16 protein-coding genes and 2 tRNA genes are annotated in these 15,396 nt (G+C 70.4%); 7 read left to right on the forward strand and 11 right to left on the reverse strand.

Annotation, left to right across the window (positions count from 1 at the left end; genetic code table 11):
* Positions 1-3: 3 nt before the first annotated feature.
* Positions 4-990 carry an acrylyl-CoA reductase (NADPH) gene (acuI, locus tag CKO33_RS00130; protein ID WP_200178060.1) on the forward strand — a complete coding sequence of 329 codons (987 nt, stop codon included), beginning with the start codon at positions 4-6 and terminating at the stop codon, positions 988-990.
* Positions 991-1,047: 57 nt separating this feature from the next.
* On the opposite strand, the gene CKO33_RS13775 is transcribed toward acuI, so the two are convergent.
* From CKO33_RS13775 to CKO33_RS00145, 3 genes are all read right to left on the reverse strand, one after another.
* The gene (locus CKO33_RS13775) at positions 1,048-1,947 is read right to left on the reverse strand and encodes an ATP-binding protein (protein ID WP_200178062.1); all 900 of its coding nucleotides are present in this window, start codon (positions 1,945-1,947) and stop codon (positions 1,048-1,050) included.
* A gap of 86 nt (positions 1,948-2,033) precedes the next feature.
* Entirely contained in the window at positions 2,034-2,405 is a 372-nt protein-coding gene (locus CKO33_RS00140) for a DnaJ family domain-containing protein (RefSeq protein WP_200178064.1), read from the reverse strand.
* Between the two features lie 99 nt (positions 2,406-2,504).
* Complete coding sequence (locus CKO33_RS00145) at positions 2,505-2,831, reverse strand: hypothetical protein (protein WP_200178065.1); 327 nt, start codon at positions 2,829-2,831, stop codon at positions 2,505-2,507.
* Positions 2,832-3,020: 189 nt separating this feature from the next.
* Here CKO33_RS00145 and CKO33_RS00150 point away from each other — a divergent pair.
* A tRNA-Gly gene (locus CKO33_RS00150) sits at positions 3,021-3,096 on the forward strand.
* Between the two features lie 72 nt (positions 3,097-3,168).
* A tRNA-Cys gene (locus CKO33_RS00155) sits at positions 3,169-3,242 on the forward strand.
* Between the two features lie 57 nt (positions 3,243-3,299).
* On the opposite strand, the gene CKO33_RS00160 is transcribed toward CKO33_RS00155, so the two are convergent.
* The 8 genes from CKO33_RS00160 to rsxA all read right to left on the reverse strand — a co-directional run bounded on the left by CKO33_RS00160 (position 3,300) and on the right by rsxA (position 9,662).
* Positions 3,300-4,007 carry an SDR family NAD(P)-dependent oxidoreductase gene (locus CKO33_RS00160; protein WP_200178068.1) on the reverse strand — a complete coding sequence of 236 codons (708 nt, stop codon included), beginning with the start codon at positions 4,005-4,007 and terminating at the stop codon, positions 3,300-3,302.
* A gap of 145 nt (positions 4,008-4,152) precedes the next feature.
* Complete coding sequence (locus CKO33_RS00165) at positions 4,153-4,419, reverse strand: RnfH family protein (RefSeq protein ID WP_200178070.1); 267 nt, start codon at positions 4,417-4,419, stop codon at positions 4,153-4,155.
* A 56-nt stretch (positions 4,420-4,475) separates the two neighbouring features.
* Positions 4,476-5,174 (reverse strand): electron transport complex subunit E, encoded by a 699-nt coding sequence (locus CKO33_RS00170; protein WP_200178071.1) that lies wholly within the window; start codon positions 5,172-5,174, stop codon positions 4,476-4,478.
* On the reverse strand, positions 5,171-5,929 hold the full coding sequence (gene rsxG, locus CKO33_RS00175) for an electron transport complex subunit RsxG (RefSeq protein WP_200178073.1): 759 nt from the start codon (positions 5,927-5,929) through the stop codon (positions 5,171-5,173). Before rsxG ends, CKO33_RS00170 begins: the two co-directional genes overlap by 4 nt.
* Positions 5,926-7,026 (reverse strand): RnfABCDGE type electron transport complex subunit D, encoded by a 1,101-nt coding sequence (locus CKO33_RS00180; protein WP_200178074.1) that lies wholly within the window; start codon positions 7,024-7,026, stop codon positions 5,926-5,928. Before CKO33_RS00180 ends, rsxG begins: the two co-directional genes overlap by 4 nt.
* Before the next feature lie 3 nt (positions 7,027-7,029).
* The gene (rsxC, locus tag CKO33_RS00185; RefSeq protein ID WP_200178075.1) at positions 7,030-8,523 is read right to left on the reverse strand and encodes an electron transport complex subunit RsxC; all 1,494 of its coding nucleotides are present in this window, start codon (positions 8,521-8,523) and stop codon (positions 7,030-7,032) included.
* A gap of 10 nt (positions 8,524-8,533) precedes the next feature.
* Entirely contained in the window at positions 8,534-9,064 is a 531-nt protein-coding gene (locus CKO33_RS00190; RefSeq protein ID WP_200178079.1) for an RnfABCDGE type electron transport complex subunit B, read from the reverse strand.
* A gap of 16 nt (positions 9,065-9,080) precedes the next feature.
* The gene (gene rsxA / locus CKO33_RS00195; RefSeq protein WP_200178081.1) at positions 9,081-9,662 is read right to left on the reverse strand and encodes an electron transport complex subunit RsxA; all 582 of its coding nucleotides are present in this window, start codon (positions 9,660-9,662) and stop codon (positions 9,081-9,083) included.
* Positions 9,663-9,990: 328 nt separating this feature from the next.
* On the opposite strand from rsxA, the gene nifL reads away from it, so the two are divergent.
* The 4 genes from nifL to CKO33_RS00215 all read left to right on the forward strand — a co-directional run bounded on the left by nifL (position 9,991) and on the right by CKO33_RS00215 (position 15,394).
* Positions 9,991-11,529, forward strand: a complete 1,539-nt coding sequence (gene nifL, locus CKO33_RS00200; RefSeq protein ID WP_200178082.1) for a nitrogen fixation negative regulator NifL — start codon at positions 9,991-9,993, stop codon at positions 11,527-11,529.
* 68 nt (positions 11,530-11,597) lie between these two features.
* A complete protein-coding gene (gene nifA, locus CKO33_RS00205; RefSeq protein WP_242472389.1) occupies positions 11,598-13,136 on the forward strand; it encodes a nif-specific transcriptional activator NifA in 1,539 nt (512 codons plus the stop codon).
* Positions 13,137-13,326: 190 nt separating this feature from the next.
* Entirely contained in the window at positions 13,327-14,802 is a 1,476-nt protein-coding gene (nifB, locus tag CKO33_RS00210) for a nitrogenase cofactor biosynthesis protein NifB (RefSeq protein ID WP_200178084.1), read from the forward strand.
* 10 nt (positions 14,803-14,812) lie between these two features.
* Positions 14,813-15,394, forward strand: coding sequence for a nitrogen fixation protein NifQ (locus tag CKO33_RS00215; RefSeq protein ID WP_200178085.1), 582 nt, complete (start codon positions 14,813-14,815; stop codon positions 15,392-15,394).
* Positions 15,395-15,396: the final 2 nt, after the last annotated feature.

Genomic DNA, 15,396 nt, shown 5'->3' on the forward strand with positions numbered 1-15,396 from the left:
AGCATGTACCGAGCCATCGTACTCGACAAGACGGACGCGGGCGTGCAGGCCCGGGTGCAGGAACTGGAGGAGACCGGCCTGCCCCCGGGGGATGTCACCGTGCGCGTGGACTACTCCACCCTGAACTACAAGGACGGGCTGGCCATCACCGGACGCGCCCCCGTGGTGCGCCGCTATCCCATGGTGCCGGGGGTGGACCTGGCGGGGACGGTGGAGGCCAGTGATCATCCCCGCTGGCATCCGGGGGATCGGGTGATCCTCAACGGCTGGGGCGTGGGCGAGGACCATCCCGGCGGACTGGCCCAGAAGGCGCGCCTGCGGGGGGACTGGCTGGTGCCCCTGCCGGAGGCCTTCACCCCGCGCCAGGCCATGGCCATCGGCACCGCCGGGTACACCGCCATGCTCTGTGTCATGGCCCTGGAGGAGCAGGGCCTGGACCCGGCCCAGGGGGAGGTCCTGGTGACCGGTGCCAGCGGCGGCGTGGGCAGCCTGGCGGTGGCATTGCTGGCGGGCCGGGGGTACACCGTGGTGGCCTCCACCGGGCGCATGGCGGAGGCGGACTCTCTCAAGGCCCTGGGGGCGGCCGAGGTGATGGACCGCGCCGCCCTGGCCGAAGCCCCCGTGAAACCCCTGGGCAAGGCCCGCTGGGCCGGAGCGGTGGACAGTGTGGGCAGCCACACCCTGGCCCATGTCCTGGCCACCACCCGTTATGGCGGCAGCGTGGCCGCCTGCGGTCTGGCCCAGGGCATGGATCTGCCCACCACCGTGGCCCCCTTCATCCTGCGGGGGGTGCGCCTTTTGGGGGTGGACAGCGTACAGGCCCCCCTGGAGCGCCGGGAGGCGGCCTGGCACCGTCTGGCGGCGGAACTGGACCCGGACAAACTGGAGGCGGTGACCACGGAGGTGGGTCTGGCGGAGGTGATCCCCCTGGCGGGGCGGATCCTGGACGGGCAGGTGCGGGGCCGCACCGTGGTGGACGTGAACCGCTGAAGGGGTGGCTTCCCCGGCCTAAAGGGCGGGGATCCGCCGCGCACCGGTGCAGGCGGTTCAGGCCACTTTCGGACGCGGCAGGTGGATGCGGATGCGGGTGCCCAGTCCCTCGGCCGAGTCGATCCACATGCGCCCGCCACACTTGCGCGTCACCCAGTAGGCCTTGGTGAGGCCGAAGCCGCCCCCCTGGGTGCGCCGGTCGCGCACGTTGTCCGCCCGGAAGCCGAATTCCACCACATCCTGGATCTGGTGTTCGGGGATCCCCATGCCCGAGTCCTCCACCACGAAGCGGACCTCCTCGCCCGAGTCCTTGAGGCCGGCCAGGATGCGTCCGCCGGGCGGGGTGTACTTGCGGGCATTGGCGAGCAGGTCGCGGATCACGTCCTGGAACACGGCGGGTATGCGGATGCGATCGCCGTCCACACTGCTCAGGTCCAGCTTCACCAGGTAGTCCCGGGGCTCCTGATCGGCGATGTTGCGGATGATGCGAAAGCGCCCCTTGCTGTTGCGCTCGATGGCCTGGAACAGGGAGGTGAAACGCATCTCCAGTTCCTCCAGGCGGAACCAGGTCCAGGCCAGGGCCTGGCTGTTGCGCGCCGCCAGCTCCCGGGCGCGCACCTCGAAGACCTCCAGGATGGATTGGATGTTCTCCAGGGATTCCTGCAGTTCCAGCGTGGGGGGGGCATCCATCGCGGCCGCCTCCACCCCCCGCAGGATCTGCCCGCGGATATTCCCGGGATCGGCGAGCCAAACGTGTACCTGTTCGCGATCCCCCAGCCCCCGGGCCATGTCATGCACCAGGGAGAGGACCTTCCGCAGAGGCGGCGAACCGCCCAGGGCGTAGTCCATCAGGTCCATCTCCGAGGCGAGCACGTTGAGCACATTCAGGAAGCTGTGCATGTCCACCAGGGCTTCCTGCCGATCATCGAGGTTCAGGGGCCGGGTGATTTCGACCAAGGCATGCTCCCGGAGTGGCTGGACTGGGGGGGCGGGCTCATGAGAGCTGGATCACATTGTAAACCATGCCGTCACCTGCGGCGATCTCATTTCTCGGGTCCGTCCATCCGCTGGCGGATCCGGTCCAGGTAGTCCGCCGCCAGGGCCGGGGTCACGCCGCGCTGCCGCCCGAGCCGGTCCAGCAGCAGGCGCAGGCGATGGGCCTGCTGCCGCCGCAGGGTCTCATCCTCGCAGGCCCGCAACAGATCCTCCGCCTCGCGGATCTCCCGGCGCAGGCTCACCTCCTCGGGCACGAAGCCGCTGTTGCGCAGCAGCCGGTAGGCGGCCCGCAGTGCCTCCGGCACCATGGTGTCGTCCTCCAGCTCCAGGGGACGCCCCTGTCCCGGCAGGTCATCGAAGACTCCGTCGCGCTCGGCCTCGCGCACGCAGCTTTCCACCAGTTGGTCGATCAGGTCCATGGGGCAGGTTCGTAAAAGCAGGAGACAGGTAAGAACGGGACCGGGGCCCGGTGAACGATGGGGGAGGGCCTGCCCGGCGGATCCGGACAGGCCGACCGCTTAGTTGCCCTCCATGGCCTCCCGGGCCTGCTCGGCGGTTTCCTCCATCTCCTGTTCGGCGGCTTCCGCCGCCTCGTCCACGGATTCGCCCGCCTGTTCCGCGGGGCCGGGTTCATCGATCATGTCGCTGGCTTTTTCCCGGGCCTCTTCCATCATCTCGCCGGCGGCCTCACCGGCCTCCTGCAGCTGCTCCCGGGTCTGTTCCACGGCCTGGTCCACCTGCTCCCCCGCCTCCTCGGCGGGACCCTGATCCGGGTCCGAACAGCCCAGCAACAGGGCCAGGGGCAGGGCGGCGACGGTGGCGGGAATCATCGTGCGAAGTTTCATGCGAACCTCCTTGAGCCATGCATGGAAACCAATGGTTGTGCGTTCGCCGACAGGGGGTTCACAAGGCCGCGCGTATCGGTATAGAATACGCGCCGTCCTGACGGGGACGCCACGGGCGTTCTGTCGTCACCCAAAGCTTCACAGGGTTGACAACAAAACTGAAATCAACGTACCATATCTTTGGTCAAAGCGGGAATAGCTCAGTTGGTAGAGCACAACCTTGCCAAGGTTGGGGTCGCGAGTTCGAGTCTCGTTTCCCGCTCCAGTTTCTTTGAAACCTCGGCGTCGCCGGGGTTTTTTGTTTGAGCGGTGAAGCCGCCGGACAATCCTTTCCCAAGGCTGGGTGGCAGAGTGGTGATGCAGCGGCCTGCAAAGCCGTGTACATGGGTTCGATTCCCGTCCCAGCCTCCAATAAAATCAAGAAGTTAAAGCCGAATCCTCAGGGGTTCGGCTTTTTTGTTTCCTGCCTCACCACGGCAGGGCCTCGCCGTCGAAGGACCAGAACTCTCCCGACTGCTTCGGGTTGAGCCCCTCCAGGACATTCAGCATGCAGGCCACGCTGTAGTGGGGCGTGAACAGGGCCCCCTCGGGCACCCGCCCCTGGAAGGGTTGGGACAGGGGGGTGTCGGTGGTGCCCGGATGCAGGGCCGCCACTGTCAGTTGGGGATGGGTGCGGCGCAGTTCGATGGAGAGGGTCCTGAGCACCATGTTGAGGGCGGCCTTGGAGGCGCGGTAGCTGTACCAGCCGCCGATGTGGTTCTCGCCGATGCTCCCCAGCCGCGCCGAGACGGCGGCGAACACCGCCGGCCGGCCGTGGCGCATGCGGGGCGTCAGGTATCGGGCCAGCAGCAGGGTGGGGAGGGCGTTGCGCTCCATGTTCTTCATGAAGAACGCCGCATCCGCCTGGCGGATGGTCTTCTCCGGCCCATGTTGGGCATCATGCAGGAAGCCGGCGGCGTTGATCACCCAGTCGATGTCCCCGGTCTCTTCCGCCAGGGCCGCCACGGCCTTCTCGTCGCTGGCGTCCAGGGCATGCCAGTGCACCTTGGGATGATCCCAGGAGGGCGGGTGGCGGTGATGGGTGGCGAGGATGCGGGTGGTGGTGTCCCGCTGTGCCAGGGCCCGGACGAAGGCGGCCCCGATGCCGCCCGAGGCGCCGACAACGACGATCTGCATGGGGTCCGTTCCTCCTGTCGATGCATTGGCCATGGAGGGTTCTTGATCCCAGCATACCGGAAGGTGGGTTGCCGGCCCATGCCCGGGCCCGGGAAGACATGACGTGCCCCTCCGGTGCCCAGGGCGGAACGGTTCCAGACCGGCTTCAGTCGTCGTCCTCCTCGTCGTCTTCGTCCTCATCCACCGCCCGGGCCGGGTGGTAGATCTCCACCCGGTCGCCTTCCTGCACAGGCTGGTCGGGCTGGCAGAAGCGTCCGAAGATGCCGATCTTCTGGATATCCAGGTCGATCTCCGGGAAACGCCCCGGCAGACCGGAACGGTGGATGGCCTCGCCGGCGGTGGTGCCTTCCGGCACCTCCACCGGGATCCAGGCCTGCCCCTGGGGGCCGCTGTAGGCGATCTCGATGTGCATGCGCCCTCCCGGAATGGATGCGGTTGTGTGCATGGGAAACGTCGGGTTGATCCGGCTCAGGGGGTGGCCGCTGTCGCCCCCTGGGGGGCCGTGCGGGCCGACCGGCGGGCATCCAGCACCCGTTTTCCCGCCAGGATGAACCCCAGGGCCAGGAAGGCCCCGGGGGGCAGGATCATGAGCAGCAGGCCCCGGTAGTCGGGGATGAGGGTCAGTTCCATCCAGGCGAAGCCCTCCCCCAGCAGCAGGCGGGCGTCGGCGAAGAGGGTGCCCTGGCCGGGGATCTCCCGCACGGCCCCCAGCACCACCAGGATGAGGGTGAAGCCCAGGCCCATGGCCAGTCCGTCCGCCACCGCCCGGTGCACCGGCTGGCGCGAGGCAAAGGCCTCGGCGCGGCCGAGGATGGCGCAGTTGGTGACGATCAACGGGATGAACAGGCCCAGGGCCTGGTGCATCGCGTAGAGGTAGGCGTTCATCACCAGATCCACCAGGGTGACCAGGCTGGCGATGAGCAGGATGAAGACGGGGATGCGCACCTCCGGGGTGATGATCCCCCGGAAAAGGGAGACCAGCAGCCCCGAGGCCACCAGGACGAAGGTGGTGGCCAGTCCCAGACCCAGGCCGTTGGTGGCGGTGCCGGTGACGGCCAGGAGCGGGCACAGGGCCAGCAGCTGACCCGTGACCACGTTGTTGTCCCAGAGGCCGTCCCGGAACAGTTGGCGATAGTCCTGCAGCAGGGGGCGGATGGCGAAGGTCATGCGCGGGTCTCCCGGGCCGATGGGGGATGGATGGCCGCAGCGCGGGCCTGCCAGACGGGTCCGGCCTGGCCGCTGCCTCCGCCCGGATGCCGTACGGGCGAGGCGGGCGGTTTCGTCTCCGGGGGACGGGGGGACCTGTCCGGCTGCAGCAGGCGGTCACGATGGGCGTCGAACCAGCGCAGGCCGTCGCGCACGGCCTGCACCACGGCGCGGGGGGTGATGGTGGCCCCGGTGAACTGGTCGAAGATCCCCCCATCCTTCTCCACCGCCCACTGGGCCGGCGGCGGGTCCCCCAGGCTGCGGCCGTCGAAGCGGGTGATCCAGGGATCCCGCTCCACCTCGATGCGGTCCCCCAGGCCGGGGGTCTCCCGGTGTTCCAGCACCCGTACCCCCAGGACCCGGCCCTGGGGATCCACCCCCAGGAGGAGGCGGATGGGGCCGGCGTAGCCCCGCCCCGTGACCCGGAAGGCCACACCGGTGATGCGTCCGCCCTGGCGGGCGCGGTAGACGAGGGTCGTACCCTCGTCGCTCTTCAGGGTGAGCCGGTCCTCTCCGGGGCGATTGTCATGCATGGCGGGGGGCAGCACCTGTTCCAGGATGCGCTGCAGTTCCGCCGCCTCCTGGCGGGCGATGGGCCCCCGGGTCTGCAGGTCGGCGATCACCAGCACGGCGCTGGCCAGCAGGGCGATGCCCCCAAGGAGGGTGGCGTGATAGCCCACGCGCCGGCGATAGCCGGGTTGGAGCAGGGTGGTCATGGGCGTCTCCCGGCGCCGTCGGGCGCCGTTTGCGTGGGCTCCAGAGGCCGGCCGCGGCGGGTGCGGCCGAAGGTCCGGGGGCGCAGGTAATGGTCGATGAGGGGGGTCATGGCGTTCATCAGCAGGATGGCGAAGGCGATCCCCTCGGGATAACCGCCCCAGGTGCGGATGACGAACACCAAAAGGCCGCAGCCGGCCCCGAACAGCAGCCGCCCCGCCCGGGTGGCGGGGGAGGTGACCGGGTCGGTGGCGATGAAGAAGGCCGCCAGCAGCACCCCGCCGGAGCTCAGGTGCAGGCCCGGGCCGGCGTGGCACTCGGGGTCCACCAGCATGAAGGCCGTGGCCAGCAGGGCCAGGGTCCCCAGGAGGGCCAGGGGGATCTCCCAGGGGATGATCCGGCGGGCCAGGAGCACCATGCCACCCGCCAGCAGGAGCAGGGCGGAACCCTCCCCCAGGCTGGCGGGGATCCAGCCCAGGGCCTGGTGCAGGGGGTCATAGACCCCTTCCAGGCTCCGGGACAGCCCCAGGTCCTGGCTGAGCCCGGTCTGGGCCTGGCCCAGCACCGTGGCCCCGGTGAGGGCATCGGGCACCGGGGCGCCGGCGAAGGTGATGGCCACTCCCTCCAGGAATCCGGGGGCCCCGGGGGTGAACAGGGGCTGGGGGATCACCCAGGTGGTCATCTCCAGAGGGAAGGAGATGAGCAGCGCCACCCGCGCCAGCATGGCCGGATTGAACAGGTTCTGCCCCAGGCCGCCGAAGACATGCTTGCCCACCACCAGGGCAAAGCCCGCCCCCAGCACCCCGATCCACCAGGGGGACCAGGGGGGCAGGGTCAGGGCCAGCAGCAGACCGGTGACCAGGGCCGAGCCGTCGCTGAGGGCGGGGCGCAGGGGCCGCCGGGCCAGCTTAAGGCACACGGCCTCGAAGGCCAGGGCCGAGGTCACGGTCACCAGCAGCAGGTTCAGGGCCGGCCAGCCGAACAGGTAGATGCCGAAGGCCGTGGCCGGCAACAGGGCCAGGGCCACCCAGGTCATGTCCGTGGCGATGCCACCGGGGGCATGGGTGTGGGGGCCGCTGACGGGGGTTGGGGTGGTCATGGGTCAGGCCTCCGTCTCGTGCTCTTTGCCGGCGGTCTTGCGCTGACGCCGGGCGGCCCGCTCCGCCTTGCGCTGCGCCGCCGCCTCGGCCTTGGCCCGGGCCTCCGCCTCCTGGCGCTCCCGGCGGCGCTGGGCCAGGCGGCGGATGCGTTCCTGGTGCTGGCCCTGCTCGCGCCGATCCGCCAGCGCCCCCCGGGCGTGCTGAAAGTACTGCACCAGGGGCAGATGGGCCGGGCAGACGTAGGCACAGGCGCCGCAGGCCACGCAGTCGGCCAGTCCCCGTTCCGCCGCCCCGTCCAGGTCCCCCGCGCGGATGCGGGACGCCATCTCCAGGGGGGTGAGGCCGCTGGGGCAGGCGGCCACACAGCGGCCGCAGCGGATGCAGGGGCCGGGATCGGCGCTGCGGGTCTCCGCCGCGGTGAGGGCGATGACGCCGTTGCTGCCCTTGACCACGGGCACCCGGGCGTGGGGGATCACCTGCCCCATCATGGGTCCGCCCATGAGCAGGCGTGCCGGGGCCATGGAGGCGCCGCCGCAGTGGTCCAGCAGGTCCTGCACCCGGGCCCCCAGGGGCACCTCCAGGTTGGCGGGCCGGGCGACGGCGCCGCCGCCCACGGTGACGATGCGCGACACCAGCGGCTGGTGATGGCGCACGGCCCGGTGCACGGCCCGGGCGGTGGCCACGTTGTGCACCATTACCCCCACATCGGCCCCGAGCTGGCCAGCGGGGATCTCCCGCCCCGTGACCGCCCGGATGATGTGCCGTTCCGACCCCATGGGATAGCGGGTGGGCACCGCCACCGCCTGGATGGCGTCGGCCACGTAGAGGCGCTCCCGCAGGGCCGCCAGGGCTTCGGGCTTGTTGTCCTCCACGACGATGAGGGTGCGCTCGGCCCCCAGGGCCTGGCGCAGGATGCGGGCCCCGTCGATGATCTCCCCCGGGTGCTCGCGCATGAGGCGGTCGTCGCAGCTGAGATAGGGCTCGCACTCGGAACCGTTGAGGATCAGGGTGTCGATGGCATGCCGGGTCCCCAGGTTCAGCTTCACCGCCGCCGGGAAGGTGGCCCCGCCCATGCCCACCACCCCGGCGGCGGCCACCCGCCGGGCGATCTCCTCCCGGGAGAGGCTCAGGGCATGGTCCGGTTCCGGCAGGTCCACCCAGCGGTCGGCCCCGTCCGGGGCGATCACCAGGGTCAGCAACGGCAGGCCGCTGGGATGGGGGGCCGGATGGGGTTCGATGGCCAGCACCTGGCCGGAGGTGGAGGCGTGCACCGCCGCGGACACGGCGCCGTCTCCGGCGGCCACCACCTGGCCCTTGAGCACCCGGTCCCCGGCGGCCACCAACGGCCGCGCCGGGGCGCCGATGTGCTGCTGCACCGGCAGGTAGAGCCGCCGGGGCAGGGGCAGGGGCTCGATGGCCAGGTTCCGGGTGGTCTGCTTTCGCGGCTGCGGATGGACGCCGCCGCGAAAGCTCAGGGTGCGGGGAAAGGACCACATGGGCATCACCTCAATGGGTCTCGGGCAGGGGCCAGCGCCAGCCCTGCAGGCTGGGGGCCGGGGGCTTCAGGGTGATGCCCTGCAACGGGCACACCGCCACGCACTGGCCGCAGCCGTTGCAGGCCTCGGGGAAGACGGCATGCATCTGGCGGCTGGCGCCGACGATGGCATCGGTGGGGCAGACCTTGAAACAGCGGGTGCAGCCGTTGCAGCGCTCCGGGTCGATATGGGCGAAGACCGGCCCGGCGTCCGCCTCCATGGCGGAGAGATCGGCCTGGACGTTCAGTTTCTCCGCCAGCTGCCGCGCCAGTTCCCGTCCCCCGGGGGGGCACAGGGTCACCGGGGCCTCTCCCCGGGCCAGGGCCTGGGCGGCGGCGACGCAGCCGGGCAGGCCGCACTGGCCGCAGTTGGTCCCCGGCAGCAGGGCCTCGATCTCCCCGGTGATGGGATCCTCCTCCACCTTCAGATAGCGTCCGGCCATGCCCAGGGCGTAGCCCAGGGCGAGTCCGAGAAGGGTGAGCACGGGGATGGCGGCATACATTGATCGGATCCTCCCCTTACGCGAAGTCGAGCCCGGCAAACCCCAGAAAGCCCAGGGACAGGAGGCCGGCGACGATGAAACCGATGGGCGCCCCGGCAAAGGCGGCGGGCACCTGGCTCACCGCCAGGCGTTCCCGCAGGGCGGCGAAGACCACCATCACCAGGGTGAACCCCAGGGCCGAGCCGAAACCAAAGCCCAGGCTGTGCAGGAAGCCGTGGTGCTCCTGGACACTGAGCAGGGCCACCCCCAGCACGGCGCAGTTGGTGGTGATCAGCGGCAGGAAGATCCCCAAGACCCGGTGCAGCGGGGTGCTCAGGCGGCGGATGACCATCTCGGTGAACTGCACCACGGCGGCGATCACCAGGATGAAGGAGAGGATGCGCAGGAACTCCAGCCCCAGGGGGGCCAGCACGGCATGTTCCAGGACCCAGCCGGCGGCCGAGGCCAGGGTGAGGACGAAGGTGGTGGCCAGCCCCATGCTCAGGGCGGTGTCCAGCTTGTTGGACACCCCCATGAAGGGGCACAGCCCCAGGAACTGCACCAGCACCACGTTGTTCACCAGGGCCGCCCCCAGCAACAGCAACAGGAATTCGGACACGCCTTCACCTCCCTCGGATTGCTGGGGGAATTGCATCTTGCGTGCCAGACGGGCGCCGATGGCCGGGAATCCCGTTCCCCGGGGGCTGCGGGCCAAAATGCACCGGTGTGGTGCGCTCCGGGGGTGTATGGATCACGACAGGGCGGGGGCCTGGCGGTGGGGATGTACGAAAGTGCACAAAAACGCCCCCTTGCATTCCTCGGACGGGCGGGCGGACCCGCCCCCATCCGTCCCCATCGCCCGTTCCCATCGGCAGGGCGGTGGCATCCCGGAAAAAAGGACCGATTTTTGCAAGAGCTTCTCCGGAGCCCCTTCAGATGAAGCCCCCATGCCCCGCAGCGATCCCCCCTTTGGCGCCGAAGACGATGTCCCCCTGCCGCCACGACTGTTCTACGAAGCGGTGGAGCAGTCCTCCATGGCCATCTCCATCACCGATGACCGGGCCCGGATCCTGTACGCCAACCCGGCCTTCACCCGGGTCACCGGCTACCCTGCCGGGGAGGTCATCGGCCGCAACGCATCCATCCTCTCCGACCGGCATACCCCGGCCCTGGTGTACGAGACCCTCTGGGGCCGTCTGCGCCAGCTGCAGCCCTGGACCGGACGCCTGGTGAACCGGCGCCGGGACGGCAGCCGTTACCTGGCGGAGCTGAGCATCGCCCCGGTGCTGGATGCCTCGGGCCGGCTCAGCCATTACCTGGGCATGCACCGGGACATCACCGGGATGCACCGCCTGGAACAGCAGGTGCATAACCAGAAGGCCCTGATCGAATCGGTGGTGGATGCCGAGCCGGTGGCCATCGCCCTGCTGGATGCCAACGGGGGGGTGGTGCTGGACAACCAGGAATACAAGAAGCTGGCCGGGGACCTGCGCGGCCGGGAACCGGCGCAGATGCTCCTGGAGGGCGTCCACGGAGCCGAAGGGGTCGGGGCGGTCATGGGCGGTGGGGGCGGTTTTTCGGATCGGGAGGTGCGTATCGACCCCGGTGGCGGCCGCGGGGCCCGCTGGTTCTCCTGCTCCGGCACCTGGATCACCGAGCAGGACGCGGCGGCGGACGCCTTCTTCGCCCCCCGCCGGGTGTCCTATCTCCTGCTGATGGCCAAGGAAGTGACCACCCTGCGCCGGCGCGAGGAGGAGATGCGGATCAACGCCCTGCGCGCCCTCACCGCCGAGAGCGAGCGGGTGGAGGGCATGCGCGAGACCCTGGAGGCGGCCGCCTACCGCATGCAGGAGCCGGTGAACCTGATCCAGGCCGCCGTGCAGTTGCTGCAGCGGCGCGGGGGGGAGGGTCCGGACGAGGCCCTGATGCGGGTTTTGAACGATGCCCTGGAATCCGGCCGGCAGGCCCTCCAGACCCTGGAGAACTGCATCCCGGAGCGGCGCGAGGGACCGGCGGCCCCGGTGAATCTCAATGCCGTGCTGCGGGAGGTGCTGGGGCTGTTCACCCAGCGCCTGCTGGCGGCCGGGGTGGTGGTGGAATGGGACCCGGCCCCGGTGCTGCCGCCGGTACTGGGCCATGAGGCGTCCCTGCGGGGGCTGTTCAAGCAGCTGCTGGACAACGCCCTGGATGCCCTGGAATCCGGCGGCGACCGCCGCGAACTCCACCTCCGCACCCGCGCCCGGGAGGATGCCGTGCAGGTGGAGATCCGGGACACGGGGCCCGGCATCCCCGAGGCCCTGCGCCTGCGGGTCTTCGAGCCCTTCTTCAGCACCAAGGGACGCAGCGGCGACGGGGCGGGCATGGGCCTGCCCATGGTGCAGGAGGTGGTGAACCGGCATGCCGGGCTCGTGGCCATCGACCCCGCCCCGCCCCCGGGCTGCTGTGTACGTCTGCAGTTCCCCGTGCAGCCCGCCGAGGCCGGCTGAGCGCCACCGCGCCCGGCGGAATCCCTTTTCACGGAACTCATGGTGAACCCATCCCAGCGATGCAAGACATGGCCGATCCCCAGTCCGAACTGAGCCGCATCCATCTGGACACCCTCTACCAGGTGAGTCAGGTCCTGAGCGCCTCCCAGGGCCTGCGGGAGATCCTGGAGGGGGTCCTGCGGGTGCTCCACGAGGCCTCGGGCATGCACCGGGGCATGGTCTCCCTGCTGGACCCGGCAAGCGGCGAACTCATGGTGGGGGCCGCCCACGACGGGGTCCCCGAGCGGTTGCAGAAGGTGCGCTACCGGCCCGGCGAGGGGGTCCTGGGGGCCATCCTGGCGCAGCCGGAGACGGTGGTGGTGCGGCGCATCGCCGACGAACCCCGCTTTCTGGATCGCACCGGCCTCTATGCCCCGGAACTGCCCTTCATCGGCGTGCCCATCCGCGCCGGGGACGAGCACCCCGTGGGGGTGCTGGCGGCCCAGCCCGCCCGGGCCGATGAGGCCCTGCTGGGGGAGCGGGCCCGGTTTTTGGAGATGGTGGCCAACCTGCTGGCCCAGAGCGTGCGCCGGGCCTGGGAGGTGGAGCAGGAGCGCCGCGCCCTCACCGACGAGCGGGACCGCCTGCGCCGGGAGGTGCGCGGTGGCTATCACCTGGACAATGTGGCCGGACACTCCCGGGCCATGCGCCGGGTCTTCGACCAGGTGCGCCAGGTGGCCAAGTGGCACACCACGGTGCTCATCCGCGGGGAGACGGGCACCGGCAAGGAGCTCATCGCCCACGCCATCCACTACAACTCCTCCCGGGCCCAGGCCCCCTTCATCAAGCTCAACTGCGCGGCCCTGCCGGACAACCTGCTGGAGAGCGAACTCTTCGGCCACGAGAAGGGGGCCTTCACCGGCGCCGTGGCACAGCGCAAGGGGCGTTTCGAGCAGGCCGACGGCGGCACCCTGTTCCTGGATGAGATCGGCGAGATCTCTCCGGCCTTTCAGGTGAAGCTGTTGCGGGTGCTGCAGGAGGGGGAGTTCGAGCGGGTGGGGGGCAACCGCACCCTGAACGTGGACGTGCGCGTCATCGCCGCCACCCATCGCCACCTGGAGGAGGCGGTGGAGCGGGGGGACTTTCGTGAGGACCTGTACTACCGGCTGAACGTCATGCCCATCCAGATCCCGGCCCTGCGCCACCGCAGCGAGGACATCCCTGATCTGGCCCGGTTCCTGGTGGAGAAGCTGGCCCGGGCCCAGGGACGCCCCCTGGAGATCACCGACAGCGCCATCCGCACCCTCATGCGCCACGATTGGCCGGGGAACGTGCGCGAGCTGGAGAACTGCCTGGAGCGGGCCGCCATCATGAGCGAGACGGGGAGCATCGACCTGGATGCCATCCATCTCACCGGGCTGGAGGAGCGCCTGCCCCTGGGGCGGCGACAGGAGCCGGAGACGCGGGTGGACCTGGACGATCCGGCCCTGGACGAGCGGGAGCGGGTGATCGCCGCCCTGGAACAGGCCGGGTGGGTGCAGGCCAAGGCCGCCCGCCTGCTGGGCATGACGCCGCGGCAGATCGCCTACCGTATCCAGACCCTGAAGATCCACGTGCGCCAGTTCTGAGGCGGCTCTGTCCCCTTCGCCACAGGGCGGGTCACGGGGGTGTCGCATCCCCCACACGGAGGGGGAGGGGGATAATCCTTCAGAAACAACAGGATGCAGGTCCACGTGCGCTGGCATGAGGATTGCAAAATCCCTTCCCAGCGATCCATGGCCGCCCCGCACCTGCGGGCGCCCCAACGGGAGGAACACGATGGCCCCACAGCGCAAGAGACTTGGCAATATCCCCGTCATCCCCCTGGACGGGGCCCCCTCCGGCCCCGGTGGGGGTGCGGACCTCCTGCCCGAGGCGGTGCAGCGGCGGGTACAGGATCATCCCTGCTATTCCGAGCAGGCCCATCACCACTTCGCCCGCATGCACGTGGCGGTGGCCCCCGCCTGCAACATCCAATGCCACTACTGCAACCGCAAGTACGACTGCGCCAACGAGTCCCGTCCCGGGGTGGTCTCCCGGCGGCTCACGCCGGATGAGGCCATCGACCAGGTCCTGTGGGTGGCGGAACAGGTGCCGGAGCTGTCGGTGGTGGGCATCGCCGGTCCCGGCGACGCCCTGGCCCATCCCGAACGCACCTTTCAGACCCTGGAGGGCATCCGCCGCCACGCCCCGGATCTGAAGCTCTGCCTGTCCACCAACGGTCTGGCCCTGCCGGAACATGCCCAGGCCCTGGCGGATCTGGGGGTGGAGCATGTCACGGTCACGGTCAATGCCGTGGACCCGGGGGTGGGGGCCCGCATCCATCCCTGGGTGCGCTGGCAGGGGCGCCGCCTCCATGGGGAGGCGGCGGCGGAGCGGCTCATCCGCCAGCAGCAGGAGGGCATCCGCCGCCTGGTGGAGCGGGGGGCGCTGGTGAAGGTGAACTCGGTGCTCATCCCGGGGATCAACGACCGCCATCTGCGGGAGGTGGCCCGGGTGCTGCGGGGGCAGGGGGTGTTCCTGCACAACATCATGCCACTCATCGCCCGGGCGGAGCACGGTACCCGGTTCGGCCTGGACGGGCAGCGGGAGCCCACCCCGGCGGAGCTGGCCGCGGTGCGGGAGGCCTGTGGCGGGGAGGTGCGCATGATGCGCCACTGCCGCCAGTGCCGCGCCGATGCCGTGGGCCGGCTGGGGGAGGACCTGGGCCCCCGATTCCAGCGGGAATCCCCCCCGGCGGCGGTGCGGGAGCGGGCCGGGGAGGCCGGCCGGCGGCGGCAGGCGGCGCACGCGGCCATCCTCCAGTCCATGGCGGCCCGGCCGTCTCCGTCCCCGGCGGTGGAGGGGTCGCGGCGACCGGTGCTCATGGCCGTGGCCACCCGCGGCGGGGGGCTGATCAACGAGCACTTCGGCCATGCACGGGAGTTTTTGATCTACCGCGCCTCCCCGGAGGGGGTGCGTTTCGAGGGTCACCGTCGCGCCGACCTGTACTGCAGCGGACCCCAGGACTGTGGCGACGGCGAGTCCGTGCTGCAGAGCACCCTGCGGGCCCTGGAGGATTGCGAGGCCCTGCTCTGTGCCCGTGTGGGGATCGGCCCCTGGCGGGCCCTGGAGGCCGCCGGCATCCTGCCCCATGTGGAGCATGCCATGGCCCCCATCGAGGAGGGGGTCCTGGCGGTCTATGAGGCCATGGCGGAGGCGGGGTGCCTGGATGCCGTGTCGTCGCCGGAAGGTCTGCTGGCGGCGGTCTCCTAGGGGGATGTGGATGCAGGAGGGGAATCCATCCCCGGCCAGGGCGCCCCTGGATGCCCTGTCGAGCCTGGAGGTTCGGCTCTGCCGGGCCGCCGGGGAGCGGCCGGGCGGGGCCCTTCTGGCCCGCATCGTCGCCGCCCAGGCCATGGGGCTCGGCGTTCTGCCCCCGGATCTGGAGCTGGGGGCGGTGCAGTACCGGCGCCTTATGGAGCATTACTTCCCGGGGATCGGCGTAACGCCGGGAAGCCCGTCGGTACCTCCGGACCGGCCGCAGGAGCGCCGGGATCTGTATGAACTGATGTGGGCCCATCGCGCCGGACGGGATCTTTGTGAATCCTGGATCGCCGCCATCGTGGCCAGGGCCTGCCTGGGGGGGAATCATCTGTGGCAGGATCTGGGACTGGCCCACCGGGAGATGCTCACCCGGCTCATGGAGACCCATTTCCCCGGGCTGGCCGAGCGCAATGAAGGGGATATGAAATGGAAGAAGTTCCTCTACCGGCAGCTGTGCCTGGCGGAGGGGCTGCGCATCTGCCGCGCCCCCTCCTGTCAGGTGTGTCCGGACTACGCCGATTGCTTCGGGCCCGAGACCTGAGC

The organism is Ectothiorhodospira mobilis (genome assembly GCF_016584115.1).
GTDB classification, from domain to species: Bacteria; Pseudomonadota; Gammaproteobacteria; order Ectothiorhodospirales; family Ectothiorhodospiraceae; genus Ectothiorhodospira; species Ectothiorhodospira mobilis.